This window comes from Nocardia suismassiliense, assembly GCF_900269665.1.
GTDB lineage: Bacteria > Actinomycetota > Actinomycetes > Mycobacteriales > Mycobacteriaceae > Nocardia > Nocardia suismassiliense.
In genome coordinates this window covers 2026197-2046176 of sequence record NZ_LT985361.1, presented here as the reverse complement: position 1 = coordinate 2046176, position 19980 = coordinate 2026197, and the positions used below count along the sequence as shown (strand labels likewise).

Sequence of the window (19980 nt, the reverse complement as noted above, 5' to 3'; positions counted from 1 at the left end):
CGCTGTTGGCCGGTGCGGCCCCCGGCTGCCCGCCACCAGTCTGCGAAACGCCGGGCTGGGCGCCACCGGTGTTCGAAGCTCCGCTCGGCCCCCCACCAGCGTTCGAAGCCACGCTCTGCGCGCCACCACCCGGCGCGCCAACTACCTGCGAAGCCCCACTACCTTGCGTGGCCGCAGCCGCAGCCCCCGGCGACTGAGCGGTCTGGTCCCCGTGCGACCGATTGCCCTGACTCGTGGACGATTCCGAGCGATCGGCGGAAAGCTGCGATGTGCCATCGCCTTTCGGTGCCGAAGCGGAACTGCCGTCGTCCGTACCGGCTGTCCGATCCCCGGAATTCCCGGAAACCGAAGGCGATTCGTTGTTGTTGACCGACTGCCCATCCTCGGACGCCGACGACCTACCCGAAGCCGCGCCGTCATCGTGCGATCCGCTGGACTGCCCGTCACTTGCCCCGGCACGCCCGGACCCTTCACTGCCCGCTGACCGGTTCCCGGAAGAACCAGCAGCCGAGGATGATTCGCTTCTCCCGCCCGAACTTCCCTCCGCCGACGGCGGCTTCGCACCCGGAGCTCCAGCCTGCCCGGCATCCTTCGGCGGCACCGTCGTAGGCGTTTCCGACACAGGCGGTTTGCCGGACGGACCATCCCCGGCCACCGGCGCATGCACCGACGGCGGAACCTTCCCCGCATTCCCTACCTCCGGCACATCGACATGCGTCGACGTATTGGAACTGCGGAACCCACGCCCGGCACCGGCGAACGCACCACCGACACCCGCGCCGAGCATGCGCGGATCGAATTCGAATGGACCGCCGTTGATCATCTGGTTGGCGAGACCACCACCGACCATACCGCCGACACCACCGGCGCCACCTTGCACGAAGCCGGTGGCTACCCGCTGATACCACTTGTTGAATTCGGATTTGGTGACCTTGCCGCCCAAGTGTTTGAACAGATCCGCGCCGACCTTGCCGAACAGCGAACCGAACGCACCACCCAGTGCACCGCCGAGTGCGTACTGACCCAGCGACTTGCCATCGAAACTGTCTTTGTGCCCTGCGGCCATCTGACCGAGCTGAAGCAGGATATTGAGGACCACCTGCTGGCCCATGGCATTGAGGGCGGCGATCACCATCTGCATCATCATGGCCTTGAGCCATTGGAAGACCACCTGATACCAGGCGGTCAGCGCCGCCTGCGTCGCGGGCGCGGTGAGTGGGGAGAACAAGGCCATGAAGAGCTCGTACGCCAGCTGTACCAGCCCGACGATGATCATGATCTTGTTTTCCTGAATCGCGCAACCGACCTTGTCGCACGCTTTGGAAAGTTCCATCATCGATTTCGCGATCGACTGCATCGACGCGTCTTCCGACTCGTCGGTGAGGTGCTTCAACGTCTGCACCATCGACGAATTCAATTCTTCCGCCGACGGATACGCCTTCAGCACATCCTTGATGGCGTCTTCGATGCTGCTCACCAACGCCGACAACTCGCCGCTGGCCTCCGACCACGCGTCGGCGACGGCGAACATGCCGTTCTCGCTGCCCTTGGGCCATTCGCCACCGGCGGCCCAACTCAGCCAGTGCAGGTCTTCGGGCAGATCGATGTCGGACTGGGAGATCGCGTCGGGAACCGACATCCGCTACCGATCACCGGTGCGCCAGCCGGAGCGCTGCCACGGATCGCCCGGATCCGGAGTTTCGCTCTGTTCGTCGACCTGCGGCGACGACTTGCGCCGCTCGCGCCGCTTCTCTTTGCCGTCGCCCGAGCCGCCACCTTGGCTGCCGGGCGGCATTCCGCCGGGCATCCCCGGCGGTATTCCGGTGCCGGGCATGCCCGCCCGGGTCTGCGGACCACCCTGCCCGTTCTTGCCCGCCAGTTTCTCACCGTCGAACGCGGAGGTGGACCGTAGCATCGGATTCCCAAGGGGCCCACCGGGACCGCCGCCCTTACCGCCTTGACTGCCCGACTTGTCCACTGGCGCACCGGTTACCGGATCGATGGCCGGCTTGTACGCATTCGGCCCGAGCACGCCCGGCACGCCCCCGGCGAGACCCGATTCCAGCCCGAAGTTCTTCGCGTTCGGCGGGATGCCGCCCAGCACGTCCTTGGGATTGCCCGGCCCGGGACCGGGACCCGGGATGTGCGGCGTGTTGGGGCCGGTCATCCCCGAGGAAGACATGTTCGCGACCGGCGGACCGGTCATATCACCGACGTTCGGCCCACCGGCGTTCGAGCCACCGGGGCCCGGACCCGATCCCAACCCGCCTGGTCCGGGACCACCACCGGTCTTGGTCTCCGGACCACCACCCGATCCCTGATTCCCGCCGGGCGGCGGAGGCGGAGCAGGCGGTCCGGTCGGACCGTTCTTTCCGTCGTCCTGGTTCTCGTCGTTGTTGCGGTTCGGATCAGAGCTGAGCGGACCCTTGTACGGTCCGGGGTCACCCGAGGCGTCCTCATCGATGTAGTTCTTCAGAATCCACTCGGCAAAGAGATCGTCACCATTGCCGAACACCTTGCCCGCTTCTTCGATCGTGCGGCCGTAGTTCACCAGCAACTGCCCGTAGACGGGTACCGCGCCTTTCGCGTCGGGCCCGGTGCTGGCGTTGCCGACCAACATGTCCTTCGACTTCAGATAGCCCTGATCACCTTCGGCGAACTGCTTGCCCATCTTGTCGTCGCCCCACGGCTGCCCGAGGCTCTGCAGGTTGTTGTTGAGTTTGGCGAGAATCTCGAAGAGCCCGTTCGGCAAACTCGGCAGCTCTGCCAGCTTTTTGCCCTTGTCGATCAGGGCTTCGGGGTCGACGCGAACCGTGCGGCCGTTGTTCGACTGCGATGCCATCACGATTCCTAACTCATGTCCTGCGGCGGGCTGACGCGGCGGCGCGGGAGGGAGCGGGGGTGGCCGCGCGGCACGCCACTCATCGTGGCGTGGCGCGCGCAAAAGTCGCGTGCCGGAACGGGTTTGTTCACCGTCCCTTCAGCAGTTCACCCAAATGTAAGGTCGGCCGGATCGACGACGGCGGGCAAGCTCACCGTCACCACCAGCCCGTGCGGCTGCGCCGATTCGACGAACAACAGCCCGTCGTGCTGCGCCGCCAAGGTGGCGGCGATCGGCAGCCCGAGACCCGATCCACCGGTCGTCGCCTGCGCGCCACGGAAGAATCTCGTTGTGAGCAGGTCGATTTCGTCCGGCGACACTCCGGCCCCGGTGTCGGCGATCGTTACTACGATCGACTCGGCTTCTCTGTCGACAGTGACGGTGGTGCTCGCGCCCGACCCGGCGTAACGCGCCGAATTGCTCAGCGCCACATCGAGAATCTGCGCGAGGGCACTGCTGGGTACACCTGTTTTCGCCGTCGTGACCAGCGATTCGAAGGCAAGTGTGATATCTGCGCGAACGTAGGCGTCGTGCCAGGCGCCGACCCGGTCCGCAGCCACCCCGGCCGCATCGCACCCGGCGGCAGGTGGGTGGGCCTGCTTGTCCTGCTCGGCGTCGGCGACCGCGGCGGTCAGCAACCCGTCGAGCAGCTCGGTCAGTCGATCTACCTCGCTCACTACACTCACGAAGGTGGCGGCGGCCTGGTCTTCGGCGAGCATCGGCTGTAGCGCCTGGAGCCGAACCGCAAGGGCCGCAAGCGGATTGCGCAGCGAGTGCGCGGTGTCGACCACATGCCGGCGCTCAGCGGCGGCCAGGGCGGCCACCGCCCGCGTCACCGACTCGACACCGGCCGCCAGCTGCAGGATCTCGGGTGGACCTTCGCTCATCGGCGCCTGCCGCCGGGGCGGACCGTGGTGCACCGGCAGGGTCGAGGTGAGCGCGTCGACCTCGCGCAACAGCCCGGACACCGGGCGCAGGATCCAGCCCGACACCAGCAGCGCCAGGCCGGAGACCAACAGCAACGCGGTCGCGGTGACGCAGGCCAGCTGCGTCCAGCGGACCAGGATGTCGGTGCGGGTCTGCGACGTCGACACGTCGATCACCACCACACCACCGGACTGCGGCGGCGTGCCGATCGGCTGCGCGACCAGCAGCGGCTCGGTGTTCCACGGATACAGCGGGCGCGGCATCTCGAGCCAGTGCCGTTCGCGGGCCGCGGCACGCACTCGCGGATCGGCGAAATCCATGCCGAGATTGCACAACACCATGCCGTCGGCGCCGAGGATGAGCACGCCGTTGCTGGTGCTGTCGCGGTAGTTCTGCGCTTCCTCGCACAGGCTCGTCGGGGTCGTCGCGGCCAGCACGCCGAACCGGCTGGCGTCCTGCACTCGGTCGATGACCAGCCCGCGGGTCCGGCTCGTGGCCAGTTCGTTGGCGATGCCGACGGCGAAGCAGATCATGCAAAGGGTGGCCAGCGCGGTGAACGCGGTTACCAGCCGGGCGCGCACGCGGCGAGCCTCTCAGCGCGCCCAGCGATAACCGAAGCCGTGGATCGTGACGATCAGCCCGGGCCGGTTCAGTTTGGCACGCAGCGCGCCCATATGAACATCGAGTGAACGAGAGGTCGCCGCGGTTTTCTCACCCCAGACCTCGGTGAGAATCTTGTCCCGCCCCACCGCGACGCCGGACTGCTCGGCCAGCACCCGGGCGACGGCGAATTCCTTCTGCGTCAACGAAATCGGCTGCCCGGCCACCTCGACCGAGCGCGCCGCCAGATCCATGGTGACATCGCCGGTGACCACGACCGACGAGTCCGGTTCGGTGGCCCGCCTGCGCCGCACCACAGCTTCAAGTCGCGCGACCAGCTCGCCGACCCGCGGCGGTTTGACCATGTAGTCGTCGGCGCCGGCCCGCAGGCAGGACACGACGGCGACCTCGTCGCCTTCGGCGGTGAGCACGAGGACGGGAACGTCGCTGACCTTACGTAGTTGGCGCAGCACGAGATAACCGTTGAGGTCGGGCAAGCCGAGATCGAGGATGACCGCGTCGTAGGCGGTGTGCGAGGTCAGGAGGTCGAGCCCGAGGCTCAGATGGTCGACAGCGCCGAAGCCATGTGCCCGCAGTCCGTCGACGACGGCACCGGCCATCCCGGCATCGTCCTCCACCACTACCACACGCAGCACCCAAGACCTTTCCCGCAAGCCACCACCGGGTAGTGAGATTACCGTAGGCGCAGGAGGACTCGGTCGTTACGTCATGCGGTGGCTTGCGGGGCGGCGGGCCTGGCTCCGTTCCCGACCAGTGGCGCGACGGCGACCGGCGGGTAGCCGACCCGCCGCGGCGCGGGCGGCAGGCTGGGGAAACGCCTGCGCAGGCCACCCAGTTGCCGATAGACCTCACGCAGTTCCTCGTGCAGCGCGCCGAGTTCCTCGTGCAGCCGCTCGGCTTCGTCCACGAGATTCCCCCAGAACAGCCGACCTTGCTCGAGCTGCGCGCGCTCGGCCCGCGAGCGCGCCAAGGTTTCCTCCGCCGAGGTGCGCGACGGGCCGCGGCGCGCCGCGGTGGCACGGCGGTTGGTGCGATGGGTGGCAGTACTGGATTCGGTATTCCGCATGGCAGATCCCGGCCTTTCGGTAAGTCTCCGGACACAATTATGCGCACAATTCCGAATTCGTCAATCGAACCGATGTAATTTGCATCGGCTTAGGCATCGTAGAGAACTTGTTGAGAATCTTTAGAAACTATTTAGAAGTCGGCCTACTCGTGAAGTTTCTTGAGAAACAACGCATCTACCTGGACAAACGACGACCACAGGCGGCACGGGCTCCGCCTGCGAACATTATTTAACGCAGCAGCTACTCGCGTTAAATGCGTGCTAGAAAAGAAGGGTGCCAAACCCCCGGTAATCGCCGGACGCGCTACCGGCTTCGCTGCGCCGTGTTCGATTTCCGAGCAAGCGCACTGGCGACGAGCATAACGACGACAACCGCCGCGATCACCCCGATCGTGGCGAGCAGGCCCTCGCGATAGCCGGCCACGAACGCGTTGCGGACTGCGACGGCGAGCGGCACACCGAGGTGATCCCCCGCGATGTTTATTGCCCGCACCCCGTCGCCGACCGGATCGCGACCGATGGCGGCGCCGCCGATGGCCAGCACGTCGGCGGGCACCACGAAACGCGCCTGATAGCCGCGATCGACGAGTCCACCGACGATCGCCACCCCGAGCAAGCCACTGAGCTGAACGAGCATCAGCTGTGCGCCCCAGGGAATGCCGGTGCGCGAAGCCGGATGCACCGCGCTCACCACCTCCAGCGCGATGCCGAGTACCAGGGCGCACCCCAGGCCGGTCACCGTCACCATGGCGACGAGCGGGACGAGGTCACCCGGCTCCCCCGCGGTCAGGCCGATGGCGAGCCCGTCCATGATCGCGGTCGAGCCGATGATCACCGCGGCGACGACACACCCCGCACGCTGCAGTGCCGCACCCACTTTCGCGCCGATCGCGGTCGCGAGGCAGGCGGGCACGAACAAGGCCAAGCCCGCGACCACCGGCACCCGGCCGCCGAGCACCTGGAGATACTGAATGACCAGGAACACCATGCCGAACATCGCCAGGATCGCCCCACCGAGCGCGAGCATCACCAGCCGCACGCGCGGCTCGGCACTCAGTAGCCAGTCGTGCGGCAGCGAACCACCGCGCCGAATGGTCGCCGCCACCACCGCGAGCGCCACCCCGGTGCCCAGCGCGATCGCGAACCCCTGAGATGTCCAGCCCCACTTGGGCGCCTGGTACAGCGCGAGCGCGAGCAGTGCACCGGACAGCGTCATGGTGAGCACCGCGGGCCAGTCGACCGGACTCGCCGGGTCCGCCGGGACAGCAGGGAGTATCACGATCACCCCGACGAATACGATCAGATTCGCGGTCACCACCCCGGCCATCGCGTGTGGCCAGTACACCTGGTTCAGTACCACCGCGGTGACGAACAGCGTCATCATCACGCCCGCCGAGGAGCAGCCTGCCCACAGCGTGACGGCACGCGCCCTGCGGCTTCCTTCGCCGTAGACGAGCACCACCATCGCCAGCGTCGCGGGCAGGATGGCCGCGGCGCCCACACCCGTGACCGTTCGTGCGATGAGCAAGCCGATCGGGTTCTCCGCACAGGCCAGATGGAGCGCGGCGCCTACGACATACACCAGATAACCACCGACAATGACCCGCTTGGCGCCGAGCCGGTCAGCGAGCGCACCGCCGACCAGCAGCAGCCCGACGTACGCCAGCGTGTGCGCCGCGGGCAGCCACAGCGATATCGCCATGTCGGGCCGATGCCCCAACTGCCGCAACAGCGTATGTACCGCGATGCTCTGCATCGCGGTGTCGTAGCTGATCATGAACGCGGCGGCGCACAGGGTCAGCAGCACCAGGCGACGACGCCAGCGACCGAGGCCCATCGGCCCGACCCCTGCGCTCGCCGTGTCGGTGGCGTCTGCGAGCGGGTCCATATCCAGTGTCATCACGTGCCCTTTGTCCAACCCCGGACATCAGATGTCCAACCCCGGACATCAAACTACCGGGTCGGTCGTCCCGTGGATGACCAGCGGTGGCAATCCGGCCAGCCGACGGCTCGACAGCAGCTCGCCGACCTCTGCCCGGCTGAGCAGTCCCTCGGAAACCACGATGTCGGAGATCATTTCGCCGGTGGCGAGGGCTCGTTCGGCCACTTGCGCACACGCCTTGTAGCCCAGGCGCGGCGCCAGCGCGGTGACCACGCCGATCGAATTGTGCACGCCGTCGGCGAGATGCTGACGGTTGGCGGTGATGCCCGCGATGCAGTCGGTGGTCAGGGTGTCGACGGCGGCGCTGAGATGGCTCAGCGACTTCAGCATGCTGTAAACGATGACCGGTTCGAACGCGTTGAGCTGGAGCTGCCCGGCCTCGGCCGCCATGGTGACGGTGAGGTCGTTGCCGATCACCTCGAACGCCACCTGATTGACCAGCTCGGGGATCACCGGGTTCACCTTGCCCGGCATGATCGACGAGCCTGCCTGCACCGCAGGCAGATTGATCTCGCGCAGGCCGGCCACCGGGCCGGACGAGACGAGCCGCAGATCGTTGCAGATCTTGGACAGCTTCACCGCGACCCGCTTGAGAATGCCCGACACCTGGACGAAGGCGCCGCAGTCCTGCGTCGCCTCGATCGGATCGGCCGCTGGAACGACCGGCTCACCGGACAGTTCGGCCAGGTAACGGCACGCCAGCTCCGGATAGTCGGGGTGCCCATTGATTCCGGTGCCGATGGCGGTGCCGCCGAGATGACACTCCAGCAGCAGTAGGCAGCCCTCGGCGAGCCGAGCCCGGTCTTCGCGCACCATGGTGGCGTAGGCGGCGAACTCCTGGCCGAGGGTCATCGGCACCGCGTCCTGCAGCTGGGTGCGGCCCATCTTGATCACGTCGGCGAACTCGGCTGCCTTGCGGTCGAACTCGTCGGCCAGGCCGCCGAGTACCACGCTCAGGACCCGGAGGTGGGTCACCAGAGTCAGCTTGATCGCGGTCGGGTAGACGTCGTTGGTGGATTGACCGAGATTGACGTGGGTCAGCGGATCGAGTTCGGCGTAATTCCCGCGCTCGAAGCCGAGAATTTCCAGCGCACGGTTGGCAATCACCTCGTTGGCGTTCATATTCGACGAGGTGCCCGCGCCGCCCTGGATCAGATCGATCGGGAACTGAGCGAGCAATTCCCCGTTCCGCAATTCGGTGCAGGCGGCGATGATGGCAGCGGACCGGCGTTCGTCGAGCAGGCCGAGATCACGGTTCGCCTGGCACGCAGCCTGTTTCACCGTGGCCAGCCCGGCGATCAAAGCGGGATAGGTGCTCATGGCCGAGCCGGTGACCCGGAAATTCGCCATTGCTCGTGCGGTGTGGACGCCGTAATACGCCGCGGCTGGTACGGCGAGCTCACCGAGTGAGTCCTTTTCGATGCGGGTTTCGACAGCCACCAATACCTCCAGTTGTTCGTGCTGTTCATCGTTCGTTCACCACCACGTGCGGGCGCGCACGGCATTGGCCCGGTCCACCCGGGCGAACCGGGCCCAGCGGTCCGGGGTCGCGAAGGCGAGTTCGCGCAGGGCCGCTTCTACTCCGTCGCGCAGGCCGCGCTCGGTGTACGGATGGCCGAAGACCTTGTCGCAGTGCGAGTTCGGCTCCCCGCCCGCGCACAGCCACGCGAGCGCGCTCTGCAGGACCGTGGCTCGTAGTTTCAGCACGCGCCGTTCGGCGGGCAAGGTCGCGAGGCCGGCCGCCGCCTCGTCCAGCAGTTCCTGGGTGAGGTCGGTGAGTGGCAGGTCGGCAAGCAACTGGGCGAAGGCTCGGCACGCGAAGTCATTGTGCGGCACCGCGGTTCGCACCTGCCGGACGAGACCGATCGCCGCGACGGGCGCACCGCGCCGAAGTTCCTGCCTGGCCAGCCCGAACGCCGCGGCGACCACTGTGTGGTCGGTCTGCCACACGGCGCGGTAGTGGTCGCTAGCGAGCCGGTGCCACTCTTGCCGTAGTGCCTCGTCGGCCGCGTCGTCAGCGCACAGCTCCGCCGTCGCCGCCAGCGCGAGCAATGGCATGAGCTCACCCGGCACCACCGCGCTGACCTCGCTGAAACTCTTGTATGCCTGCGCGAGTCGGTCGGTGGTCAGCGCCGTGATCGCGTCGTACCAATCGATCCGCCAGCCGGAATCGTCGGAATCGAGCAGCGGGATCGGCAGTGCGGCGGCGAGGTCGGCCGCCGTGAACCGGTCGTAGCCGCGGAAATCGCCACGCACGGAACCGAATACCGTCGAGATATACGGGTCGTCGCGAAACCCGTGGTGGGCGCGCACCATTCGCAGCACACCACGCAGTTGCTCGGACAGCGCCGCCACCGAGGGGAAACGACGGCCGGGGTCGTCGGCGGTCGCCCGGTCGAGCAACCTCGCGAAAGCCGGGTACCGGCGCAGGATCGGCGAGTCCGTCGGCAGCGGGTCGGTGGGTTTACCGGGCAGGGTGAGTGCCGCCAGCGTGCGGCCGACGGTGAAGATGTCGGACGCTACCGTCGGCCCCGTATTCGTCACCTCCGGTGCCTGATATCCGGGAGTGCCGTACAGGCTCCCGCCGGAGTGCAACGCGGAGACCGCACCGAGATCGATCAGTTTCACCTCGTCCTGACCGGCCATGATGTTGGCCGGCTTGAGGTCGTTGTAGGCGAGTCCGAGCGTGTGGATGTAACCGAGCGCGGGCAGGATCTCCAGTACGTAGCCGATCGCATCGGCGACCGGAAGTGGTTCGGGCGCTTGCTGTTCCAGCATCAAGTCGAGCGACCTGCCGCCCACGTACTCCATGACGATATAGCCGCCCGCGGTGCCGTCGCTGCCCCGGTGGATGACGAAGTTGTAGATCTCGACGATGCTGGGATGCGCGAGCTCGGACAGGAATTGCCGTTCCACCAGCGCCGTCACATGGGCGTCGATGTCCTGCGGATTCTGTAATCCCTTGAGTACCACCCAGCGTCCGCCCACCCGCCGGTCCTTGGCCAGGAACACCCAGCCGATCCCGCCGTAGGCCAGGCAGCCCTTGACCTCGTACTGGTCGGCGACCACGTCACCTTCGCGCAGGGCGGGCCGGAAGCTGAACGGGGCCCCGCACTGGGCGCAGGTACCCCGCAGCGGGCCGGGTCCGTGCTGATCGTGGCGGCCGACCGGGCGACCGCACTTCCAGCAGAATCGCTTGTGCTCGGCCACTTCCCGGATTTCCAGCACCGGTACTTCTATTTCCGTCGGCCGTACCTTCGTCGCGCCGCGCACCTCGTTCGTCATCGCTGGTCGGCGCGGTGTTCCGGCGCTGCGGGAGCCGTCGGAATACCGTGTGGCCTAACGGTTGTCATGATTCGGCCTTCCCGCCCAACAATCATGCCGGTGTTCAACGTAACATACCGCTATGTGATGGCACACACAAGAGGTCGTGGGCCGAGCCGTACTGACCTCCCGCTATCGATGATGCGACGATTCAATCAGCCACCAACCCTGCGAGCAGCACTGAGGACCACGCCGGAGACACTGTTCACCTGTGGTTTCCTGGAGACATGGCGAAGGAAGCAGAGTTGACCATCAGCGATCTGGCCGAGCGGTCGGGGATGACGGTGCGGACGCTGCGCGACTACAACGAGCGCGGCCTGCTGCCGCCGCCGAAGATGAAGGGCCGCACCGGCTTCTACGGTCCGGAGCACCTCGACCGGATTCGCATCGTGGAACGGCTGGTCGAGCGCGGCATCACGCTCAGCGGGGTACGCGGACTGCTCGAAGCCTGGGATCGCGGGCAGGATCTTGCCGACGTGCTCGGCGTCGCCACTGCGGCCAGTCCACCGCCGTCGCAGGAAACGACCCCGGACGGACTCATCGCCGCCGCCGACCTCGCCGACCGATTCGCCGCTGTCCCTGACGGTTTGGCCCGATCGGTGAGGGCCGGCCTGTACGAACCGGTCGATCCGGGCACCTACCGGGTAGCCGAACCTGCCCTGCTGGAGGTCTTCGAGCAGCTGCTCGACGCCGGGGTGAGCACCGATCGCGCGCTCGACGAAGTGGAGCAGCTGCGCCTCGACTGCGACCACATCGCGCGGCAGTTCACCGATATCTTCGTGCGCACCGCGGTCCGGCAGTTCCAGCGCTCGAATCGCGCGAAATCAGATACGGAAGCCCTTGCGGCACAGCTTGACTCGGTACGTACACGGCCCTCCGAGATCACCGCGACCGTGGTGGGCAGATTGGTCGAACGCTATGTCGGACGAGTGGTCGATCGCGAGATCCCCGGCATGTTCGCGTCCGGAACATGATCCGTTCACCTTCCGCCGAAACTCTGGCCTGTGCCACGGAATTGTGGTACCTACATTGGAACCACTTACCGGCGTAGGCATTTCGCCGAATCTGGGCGCAGTGAAGGTGAGGCGAGTAACTTGGCGGAAACAATAATTGTCGACCCCGCACATGTGCGCGCAGGCGGCACGGAATTGATCGCGGCCAAAGCCGCATTCGAGACCACTATGAATACCCTGTCGGAAGCCATCGGCTCGCACGGGCCCGAAACGTGGGGCAAGGATTCCTACGGCAAGGAGTTCGCCGACGGCGAGAAAGGTTACCGCAGTTCCCGGAACAACCTGCTGAGCGGCGGCCGGGAAATGGTGCAGACGGTCGAAGAATTCGGCAACGGATTGATCCGGGCCGCGAACAGCTCCGAGTCCGCCGATGTCGGCAATTCCACCGCGTTCTGAGCGACGCCGATGTCGCTGCATTGGCCGGAGGAACTGCGTTTTCTGACCTACGTGGTCGGCCAGGCGTGGCCGGACGGCGACGAGGACCGCATGTTCGCCATGGCCCAAGCCTGGTTGACGGCCGCCGAAGACCTGGAACAGCAGGTACTTCCGGTGCTTCGCACGGCCGAGGGCCGCACCCTCGGCGGGTACGAATCCGGTGCGGGCCGGGAGCAGATCAGGTCGGCGTTGCACCAGTTGCAGGCCGGTGATCATTCAGTCGAACGGCTCGTCGCGGACTTCCGGCAGGTCGGCGGCTCCACCCGCAACGCGGCGACCACGCTGGAAGCCACCAAACTGATGACCATCTTCGCGACCACGATGCTGGCTGCGCAGATCGCGGGGGCGTGGCTCTGGCCGCCTACCGCGCCCGCCGTCGAGGCCGCGGCGATCGGGGCGACCCGCGCCTCGCTGTATCGGGTGAGCAATCGGGCGCTCGCCGCGCTCGGCAACCTTCCGCACGTGGGCGAATACCTGGTGAAGACGCTCAGGTACCTGCCTCGGCTCACCGACGAACCGGGGCGCATCGCTGGACTGGTCGCGAAGTATCCGACGGCACTAACCGCGAAGACGACCCCCGGACTGTTCCGGACCTTCGTCAACGCCGGTTTCCGGCCGACCACCGCGCGTACGCTGGCCGAACTCCCTGCCGACGCAGTGCAATTCCTCATCTCGAAGGCGACGAACAACCTCATCTGGGCCGGCGGACTCGATGCCACCATCCAGGGCATCCAGATGTCGAAGGGGCACCGCGACGAGTTCAACGCCACCCAGTTCGGCATGTCGGTCGCCGCCTCCACCGGTGGCTGGTACGCGGGTGCGCTCGTCGCGACCGGCGTGAGCAAGTACGGTGCCCGGTTCTTGACCAGCCGGGGCAAGGATCCGACAGCCGGGGTTTGGGGCGCGGGGCTCGGCACGGTGTCCGGCACGGTACCGACGGTCGTCGCCACCCTCGTCGGTGGTGGTATTGCCATGGGGTTCACCGGTTCGTTCGACCCGACGATGGGGCTCATCGGGGCACTGGCGAGCAATTCGTTGATCGGAACGCCGCGCGGGTATATCGGCATGCGCGGACAGGAGCCGGCGGCGACCAGGGGCGATGATGTTGTGGCACAGTCGAGTCCAGCACGGGCGGACCTGGGGGCGAGCGGCGATGGTCCGGCGACCGGTCGGCCGCTCGCGTCCTCGGACGACCTGATCGCGCAGATCCGGGCACGGGATGATCAGGGGTATCAGGCGGCGCGGACCCAGGACCGGGCGGCGTCGCGGGAGGCTGCGCCGGAGAGCGGGCCGGTCGATCGACGGGCGCATCGTGACGCGCACGTCAGCGAACAGCGCAGCCAGATAAAGGAACTCGCCGATGCTCGGCGGGCTGTGCTCGATGCGGAACTGCAAAACGTCCGGGCACGGGACCGGGCGGCCGCGGCACCGGACGATCCGGCCGCGCTCGATGCCGTTGTGCAGACTCGGCTACGGATGGACGAAGCCGTCGACGCCGATGCTGCGGTCCGGGCGCGCATCCAGAATCGGTTGGGGGCTGACGACCAGCAGGGTGGCGTGGTGGAGACCGGGTTGCCGTTACCGACGCGGCCGAGCATGGATATCGAGCAACCACTGCCACTACGCTCGAGCTCCGATGGTGACGGTGCGGTCACTTCCGCAGCTGGACAGCGCGATTCGGCCGACGATGGTCGGCCGATCGCCTCGGGGCGGAGCCAGGCGGACAGTGAAAACATCGACTCCCCCAGAAACTCCGAGGGCGACAACCCCGGCAGGGGCGCAGACGGCAGCGCCTCCGCGAGGAACTCCGACGGCGACAACGCCGACGGCAGCGCTTCCGCAACGGACTCCCACGGCGGCGACTCGACGGGCAGCCGGACATCGAACTCGGGTGTGCGGGAACAGGGTGAGGAATCCGAGATCAGGCCCGCGACGCCCACCGGGTCCGGGCATGACCGCAGGTCTTCGAACACCGACTCGGCCGATAATGTGGCTGCGCGCAACGACATCGAGCACAGTCTCGGCTCGGGCGCACGTACCGAGGACCCGACGGTGGCGACAGTGCGGAGCAAGCTGGCCGCGGCCGACGCGCACCTCACGACCCTGCGCGACGCCGACATTCGCGTCGACAAGGCGTACAAGAGCGCGGTAGGCAAGGGACTCAACGACCTGGTCGAACAGCGCGGCAACCATCGGAACACCTTGGCCGACCTCAAAACCGCCAGGGAAACGACCAACACCGATTTGCGCCAAGCGCGCACGGACCATGCCAGTGCGTCCGTCGAACAACAGCCCACCCTGCGGCAGCGGATCACTGATCTGGAGAGCACGCTGAAAACGCAGGACCGCGCGATCGAGGACCAGACCGCGCATCTGGCCGTCGTCGACCAGCAAGTCACCCGGACCAGCGCCGACCTCGACGCTGCCCTCAGCGCCCGAGAGCGCGCCTTGGCCGACGCGCGCAGGTCGATGACCGAACTCGAAGACGCCGGGCGTGCCGCGGCAGCGGCGAACGCCGCACACCCTGCCGACCCCGGTAGGGCTGGAGCCGCGCATCCCTTTGCCGACCAGGAGCAACTCCAGCGGGATATCGATCAGCGCCGCAACGACTTCGACTCGGCGAACACCAGCCACGAAGAGCTCGCGCTGGCCTCCGGGGCGGCCGAGCGCAAGCTGGAGCGACAACTCGCCGACTTCGAGTCCAGCATCCGCACCGAACGAACAATGCTCGACGGCGGGTACATGAGCGGCAAGCCGAAGTCCAGAAAGCTCCCGCTCGACCACGGCATGCCCGACCCGTTCACCGCACTGCCGCCACCCACCTACGACTTCTGGCGGTATGGGGGAACAAGGTGAACAACAGTCGACATCCGAACCCGGAAAGCCCGGCGCACCAGCGGAACCCGAACCCTGCGATCCAGGAGACTCCGATGCCGACCGAAAGCCACGACCAGGCCCCCGCTGTGGCGACAGACGAGCCCAGCAGCCCCGACGTGGCCTTCACACTGATTACCGAGTTCGGCGACGACGCAACCCTTCCCGCGTCGGCCACCGCACCCGACCTCTCCTCGGCCCCAGCACCCGCTCGACCCCCGACCCTCGCACCCGCTCCCTCCTCGACCACCGCGGCCACGACCGCCGCACCCGCACCACCCACCACCCATGCGCCCGCGTCGGCTACGACCGCCGCTTCAACCGCGACCACAGCGCCCACTTCCCTCACGCCCTCGCCATCACCGACCGCCACGACCGAACTTGCCACTGCGCCAGCACCGGCCGAGGACTACGCGGCCGAAATGCGTCGGTCTGCTGATCAGCTTGCCGCCGCCATCACCGACCTGTTTTTGCCGGCGGCACCGCCGCAGTGGGAACAGTTGCGGTTGGGGTTCTCGGTGACGGTGGCCGCGGTGTCGGGCGATGCGGTGTTCCTGGTCGATGACGCGCCTGTCGTCGTTGAAATACCGACGGAAGCTAGGGAACTGGTTCAGGCACTGCGAGCGATCACGGTGCCACCGGGCGAGCGGGCGTGGTGGCAGGTGACCTTGGTACGCGGTCGAACAGGCACTACCAGTTATGAATTCGGGTACGGCGATGTTGCGTTTCCGGTCGACCGGCTGCTCCCGACTGCTGCCTACCGAGCCGATCTGGAGCACTTTCCGCGCGAGCGACTGCCGGTGTGGCTGGCCGCACGACTGCGGGTCGATGCCGGCGCGCAGCCGTTGCCGCAGGTGCTGAACCAGGCCAGGCTCGATCGCGGGCCTGCGACCTCCGTCCGGTTCCTGACGGCGCAGACGGTGTGGGCGCGATGGGCGACGGTGGCGGCAGCGGCGGTGGCGATCGGTACAGAGTGGGGTCCTCGAATTACCGGTGCCACAGCAGTTTTCGAAGGAACAGACGGCAGCGGCTCAACTCTGCATCTGCTCCCCCGTGGCCGGGCGGTCCTGTCCGGCGGACTGTGGAACGCCCCGGAGCTCGACGCGGCCTACAACGACGGCGCACAGCTGCCGGAGTACTACGCGGGTGTCCCGGATTGGCTCGACGGCTCGGTCGTCAATCACCGCGCATTCAGTGGGCAGCTGTCCTTCTGCTACTGGTGGGATGGCACGAACTGGTCGAGCGGACAGTCACCGGCGCCGACGACCATCGGCGCGGCGATCCCCTGCGTGTGGACGCCGGCGACAGTGGCCGACATCGTGTGCGCCGTACTGGGCGCCTCGGCGTCCCGGCCCGCAGTCGAAGACCTGCTTACTGCCGCCGAATCAGGCTCGGTGACAAGCGACTTGGCAGAGGCAGCCTTCACCACCGAGGACTACACCGACGTGCCGGGCGCTTGGTCCCAGCTCGCGCTGGCCGGACTCACCCGCTGAGCCCGGACCCACCCGCTGAACTCAACGCAAATGCTCACGCAGCGAAGCGATCGCACCGAGCATCCCGTCGAGATTCGGCACCTCACCGTGGTCGATCGAGAAGGGCGTGACCATTTCCTTTGCCCGCTGGGCGATTTCACGCACCGCGTCCTGCGAGGCCTCGGTGACAGCGGCCGCGATCTCGTCGTAGGTCAGGTCTTTGACGCCCGCGCCGAACTTGATGTCGATGGCGATCCCGTCGGCATTCACCGTGACCCGGACCTGGCGGCGTTGCGCCCAGCCGGTGGCGACGAGTTGCGCGCATTCCTCCTGCACCTGCGTCACCTGCGCCACCTTGGCCTGGAATTCGGTGACGGCACTGGCGAATTCGTCATCCATCGGAGTGTTTCCTTCCACACGCGGTCCGAGTGTTGCTCAACGGTCCAGGATTCGGTTGCTCTTACCGCGCGACCCGCCTGCGTCGCGCTCCGCGGGTGGCGTCAGCGGCGCTCGCGTCGGTTCGGGCAGCTGGGCGCGGAGCGCGAGCAGTTCCTCGGGCAGCTCCATCATCGACGGCAGCCCCATCCGCATCGCCGACAGCGGACCCAGCAGTTCCTTCTTCTTCCGTTCGACCTCCGCGGCCGCCTTCTGCGCCGCCTGCACTGTGGCGCGGGCGATCTGCCCGTAGCTGAGTTCGTCGATGCCTTCGGCATACACCGTCTCCATGATGGAGCCGGAGGCATTGACCACCACGGTGATCCGTCCGTGCTCCACCGTCGCCGACGCGGTCAACGCGGCACTGGCGGAGCGTATGTCGGTCATCTTGCCGAGCGCGCCGACGACGGAATCGATGAAATCGATCGCATCGCTGGCCGTGTGCTGGTTCTCCGGTCGAATCATGCCTGCATCGCCTCCGCCATCACGTCCACCAATCCTTCTGACTCCACCCGCAACCCGGCGTATCGCTCCAGGTACGCCGTCACTTCCGCAGGGTCCTGTTGTTCTGCGGCATCGGGCAGCAATACCAGGAACCGAGTGGGGTTCGGTTCCGCATCACCGACCAGCGCGACCAGTTGCCCACCGCGTATTCGCAGCACCAGCAACGGGTTTTCACCGTCGGGCACGTCGGCGAAAGGGGCTTTGACCGCCCACTCCAGGTCGCTGATGGCGAGGTCGACCCAGCCGATCGGCACGCTGGCCCCCATCGACGGCCAGGTCTCCGGATCTACCGACACCAGCGCGGGTTTCGGCCAGGGCCTGCGCCGATCGAGCTCAGCGACCAAGCGTTGCACGAAGTCGAGGATCTGGTCCTCGGTGAATCCGCCGGCGAGTTCGACCGCCAACTCGGGCACCGCCCCTGCCGTAACCACCTGTGCGAGTGCAGGATAGAACTCCTCCACCTTCGCGAGATAGCTGATCCGGTCGATCAGGTCCGTCGCCGCGTCGGCGATGATCTCCGCGCCGGACAGATCTTGCACCTGCGCCATGGACGCGCAGAGCTGGACCACCAGGTGTGGCTCTTCGAGTTCGGGGGCGAAGGCTATTGTCGCACTGTCGGTCTCGGTAACCGCGAAACCGTCCAGCGAGAACGGACGGTCCACCACGGCCAGCGCGGCGCTGTCGGGATAGGCGTCGCCGGTGTCGTGCCGATAGCGCAGATACAGGTCGACTTCAGCACTGCTGAGACCAGGCCGGTCGGCGTCGCCCGGCACGCCGTCGACGTACCCGACCTCCCAATCGAGCATCGCCGCGATCTGGTCTGCGGAGAGCAGTCCATCCGGCATCGGCTCGTCGGCGGGGGCGAATCCGGGGTCGGCCGTGACGGCGCCGACCAGGGTCACCCGCAGCTCCTCCGGTGCCGTCACGCAGTGACCGGCGTCGTCCACCAGGTCCGGCCCGACGACCACACAGGCGCCGCCGACCGCCACCACCAGCGCACCATCGGCATACCTGCCCACAATCCGTGGCATCGCACTTCCTTCCTTTTCCGTGCCTGCTGTCACCCGGCGGCGACGATGTCCCGCGCGATCAGGGCCGACTGCCGGTCGAGCATCGGTCCGCCCGGCAGCTGGCTGACGATCTGCCACGGCGCCAGTTTCGGTTTGGTGAGTCCGAGTACGGCAGCCGTCGCCATGTCGGGGATGCCGAACCGCACTCCGGTGTCGGTGACGTAGAACAAGGCGTCACGGCGGGTGCTGTCCGGCTCGACTCCGGTCACCTGGATGAATTCACCGGTGGACGCGGGCAGGTACGCGGCGTTGGCCCCGGTACTTGCCACGAGCGTCATCGGCGCGGCCCCGCCGGCCAGCGGCAAGCTGCTGCCGAGCAACACCTGCAACTGCGCGGTCTGCTCGCCGTCCGCACGCGTCCACGAGACGCACGCCACCGGATCGGCATCGGCGGAGATGATGGTCAGGTCATCACCGGGAAACTGGTCGACCGGCAAGCTGTCGACCACCGGAATACCTCTGATCGCATCCGGTGAGAGTTTCGGAATAGCCGTGAGCCCCATGGAATTCGCGGTCCGCAGCACGCGCGCGGTGAACTCCGAGATCTGCTGAACACCGTCGGCGAGCACCACGTACGGAGCCGAACCGGTGACGCCGTGCACCCTGATCACCGAACCGATGACGAACTCGCCACCGCGCACCGCACTCGGCTCACCCGCCCGCGGGATCACCGGCACCGCGAGATCGGGAACGGCCACGCTGGCATTGAGCAGGCCGGTCCCGATCGGCCGTGGCCGCAGCGCACGCAGTTGCGGCAGGGCCGAAACGATCGCATCGTTGTTCTTGTCCCCCCGCGCGCGTTTGCCGTCGTAGATCAGGTAGGCCGCCCCGTCGTGCGTGGCCAGCACCGCCTCACCCGGTGCGGCACGGCGCATTTGGGCGCCGAGCCGCGGTGCGCCGGCCAGCACGGTGCTGCGCAGTCCGGTGGTCGCGTCTTCGCACAGCGTCCATTCCGAGCGGCTGCGGTCGGCGGGGCCGGGCAGCGCCGATGGTGCGCCGGGAATGCCGAGCAGCGGCCCGCGCGGCAGCGACGACAATTTCGCGTCTTTGACCGAGGTCGGCGATTCACCGCTGCCGGTGATCAACCGGGCCGACGCGAGATTGAGCGCCGGATGCAATGTTCCGTCGACCACCGCATATAGAGCGCCGGTGCCGGAACCCAGCACGATCTTCGCCTCGCCGACCTGCCCTTGCGGGCGCAGAAAAGACAATATCGCGCAGCCCGCGGTGACCAATACCGCCAGCACAATTCCGGTGATCAGCGACCGGAATTGGATGCGCATCGGATCGTGCAGCATGCGCACATCTCGCCGCACCATCGCGTGCCCGTAACGCTGGAGCAGAAAGCGATATCCATTCACCTGCGCGCGGGTAGTCAACTGGGCAGGCACCACAACTCCTTACGCAATTTCGGCT

15 protein-coding genes and 1 pseudogene are annotated in these 19980 nt (G+C 67.1%); 4 read left to right on the top strand and 12 right to left on the bottom strand.

Going from position 1 to position 19980, the window contains the following annotated elements; translation table 11 throughout:
* Window positions 1-1192: 1192 nt before the first annotated feature.
* The 8 genes and pseudogenes from DBO33_RS44890 to DBO33_RS09130 form a co-directional block, all read right to left on the bottom strand.
* Window positions 1193-1639: pseudogene (locus DBO33_RS44890) on the bottom strand (WXG100-like domain-containing protein); the annotation flags it as partial.
* A 3-nt stretch (window positions 1640-1642) separates the two neighbouring features.
* Window positions 1643-2842 (bottom strand): hypothetical protein, encoded by a 1200-nt coding sequence (locus DBO33_RS42640; protein ID WP_159080175.1) that lies wholly within the window; start codon window positions 2840-2842, stop codon window positions 1643-1645.
* A gap of 146 nt (window positions 2843-2988) precedes the next feature.
* On the bottom strand, window positions 2989-4389 hold the full coding sequence (locus DBO33_RS09155; protein ID WP_107654648.1) for a sensor histidine kinase: 1401 nt from the start codon (window positions 4387-4389) through the stop codon (window positions 2989-2991).
* 12 nt (window positions 4390-4401) lie between these two features.
* Complete coding sequence (locus DBO33_RS09150; protein WP_107660100.1) at window positions 4402-5061, bottom strand: response regulator transcription factor; 660 nt, start codon at window positions 5059-5061, stop codon at window positions 4402-4404.
* A gap of 74 nt (window positions 5062-5135) precedes the next feature.
* Window positions 5136-5495 (bottom strand): hypothetical protein, encoded by a 360-nt coding sequence (locus tag DBO33_RS09145; protein ID WP_107654647.1) that lies wholly within the window; start codon window positions 5493-5495, stop codon window positions 5136-5138.
* Between the two features lie 304 nt (window positions 5496-5799).
* Window positions 5800-7395 (bottom strand): MFS transporter, encoded by a 1596-nt coding sequence (locus DBO33_RS09140; protein WP_107654646.1) that lies wholly within the window; start codon window positions 7393-7395, stop codon window positions 5800-5802.
* Window positions 7396-7443: 48 nt separating this feature from the next.
* Window positions 7444-8877, bottom strand: coding sequence for an aspartate ammonia-lyase (locus DBO33_RS09135; protein ID WP_407670498.1), 1434 nt, complete (start codon window positions 8875-8877; stop codon window positions 7444-7446).
* A gap of 36 nt (window positions 8878-8913) precedes the next feature.
* Window positions 8914-10722, bottom strand: coding sequence for a serine/threonine-protein kinase (locus DBO33_RS09130; protein WP_107654644.1), 1809 nt, complete (start codon window positions 10720-10722; stop codon window positions 8914-8916).
* Window positions 10723-10988: 266 nt separating this feature from the next.
* Here DBO33_RS09130 and DBO33_RS09125 point away from each other — a divergent pair, with 266 nt between their 5' ends.
* The 4 genes from DBO33_RS09125 to DBO33_RS09110 all read left to right on the top strand — a co-directional run bounded on the left by DBO33_RS09125 (window position 10989) and on the right by DBO33_RS09110 (window position 16576).
* Window positions 10989-11735 (top strand): MerR family transcriptional regulator, encoded by a 747-nt coding sequence (locus DBO33_RS09125; RefSeq protein WP_107654643.1) that lies wholly within the window; start codon window positions 10989-10991, stop codon window positions 11733-11735.
* A gap of 120 nt (window positions 11736-11855) precedes the next feature.
* Window positions 11856-12170, top strand: a complete 315-nt coding sequence (locus DBO33_RS09120) for a hypothetical protein (RefSeq protein ID WP_135235270.1) — start codon at window positions 11856-11858, stop codon at window positions 12168-12170.
* Between the two features lie 9 nt (window positions 12171-12179).
* A complete protein-coding gene (locus tag DBO33_RS09115) occupies window positions 12180-15065 on the top strand; it encodes a WXG100-like domain-containing protein (protein WP_107654641.1) in 2886 nt (961 codons plus the stop codon).
* 74 nt (window positions 15066-15139) lie between these two features.
* Window positions 15140-16576, top strand: coding sequence for a hypothetical protein (locus tag DBO33_RS09110; RefSeq protein WP_159080174.1), 1437 nt, complete (start codon window positions 15140-15142; stop codon window positions 16574-16576).
* Between the two features lie 21 nt (window positions 16577-16597).
* On the opposite strand, the gene DBO33_RS09105 is transcribed toward DBO33_RS09110, so the two are convergent.
* Genes DBO33_RS09105 through eccB form a run of 4 tightly spaced genes read right to left on the bottom strand, consistent with a single transcriptional unit; the run spans window position 16598 to window position 19955 of the window.
* Entirely contained in the window at window positions 16598-16954 is a 357-nt protein-coding gene (locus DBO33_RS09105; RefSeq protein WP_159080173.1) for a YbaB/EbfC family nucleoid-associated protein, read from the bottom strand.
* 36 nt (window positions 16955-16990) lie between these two features.
* Window positions 16991-17455 (bottom strand): hypothetical protein, encoded by a 465-nt coding sequence (locus DBO33_RS09100; RefSeq protein WP_107654638.1) that lies wholly within the window; start codon window positions 17453-17455, stop codon window positions 16991-16993.
* Complete coding sequence (locus tag DBO33_RS09095) at window positions 17452-18525, bottom strand: hypothetical protein (protein WP_159080172.1); 1074 nt, start codon at window positions 18523-18525, stop codon at window positions 17452-17454. The genes DBO33_RS09100 and DBO33_RS09095 overlap by 4 nt, the downstream gene beginning before the upstream one ends.
* Window positions 18526-18554: 29 nt before the next feature.
* Complete coding sequence (gene eccB, locus DBO33_RS09090) at window positions 18555-19955, bottom strand: type VII secretion protein EccB (RefSeq protein ID WP_107660099.1); 1401 nt, start codon at window positions 19953-19955, stop codon at window positions 18555-18557.
* Window positions 19956-19980: the final 25 nt, after the last annotated feature.

What these genes read in the sequence shown, in the direction of transcription:
- DBO33_RS42640 (WP_159080175.1), bottom strand. Translation starts at nt 2,842, where the DNA reads ATGGCATCGCAGTCGAACAACGGCCGCACGGTTCGCGTCGACCCCGAA.
- DBO33_RS09145 (WP_107654647.1), bottom strand. Translation starts at nt 5,495, where the DNA reads ATGCGGAATACCGAATCCAGTACTGCCACCCATCGCACCAACCGCCGT.
- DBO33_RS09140 (WP_107654646.1), bottom strand. Translation starts at nt 7,395, where the DNA reads ATGACACTGGATATGGACCCGCTCGCAGACGCCACCGACACGGCGAGC.
- DBO33_RS09130 (WP_107654644.1), bottom strand. Translation starts at nt 10,722, where the DNA reads ATGACGAACGAGGTGCGCGGCGCGACGAAGGTACGGCCGACGGAAATA.
- DBO33_RS09125 (WP_107654643.1), top strand. Translation starts at nt 10,989, where the DNA reads ATGGCGAAGGAAGCAGAGTTGACCATCAGCGATCTGGCCGAGCGGTCG.
- DBO33_RS09115 (WP_107654641.1), top strand. Translation starts at nt 12,180, where the DNA reads ATGTCGCTGCATTGGCCGGAGGAACTGCGTTTTCTGACCTACGTGGTC.
- DBO33_RS09110 (WP_159080174.1), top strand. Translation starts at nt 15,140, where the DNA reads ATGCCGACCGAAAGCCACGACCAGGCCCCCGCTGTGGCGACAGACGAG.
- DBO33_RS09105 (WP_159080173.1), bottom strand. Translation starts at nt 16,954, where the DNA reads ATGGATGACGAATTCGCCAGTGCCGTCACCGAATTCCAGGCCAAGGTG.
- DBO33_RS09100 (WP_107654638.1), bottom strand. Translation starts at nt 17,455, where the DNA reads ATGATTCGACCGGAGAACCAGCACACGGCCAGCGATGCGATCGATTTC.
- DBO33_RS09095 (WP_159080172.1), bottom strand. Translation starts at nt 18,525, where the DNA reads ATGCCACGGATTGTGGGCAGGTATGCCGATGGTGCGCTGGTGGTGGCG.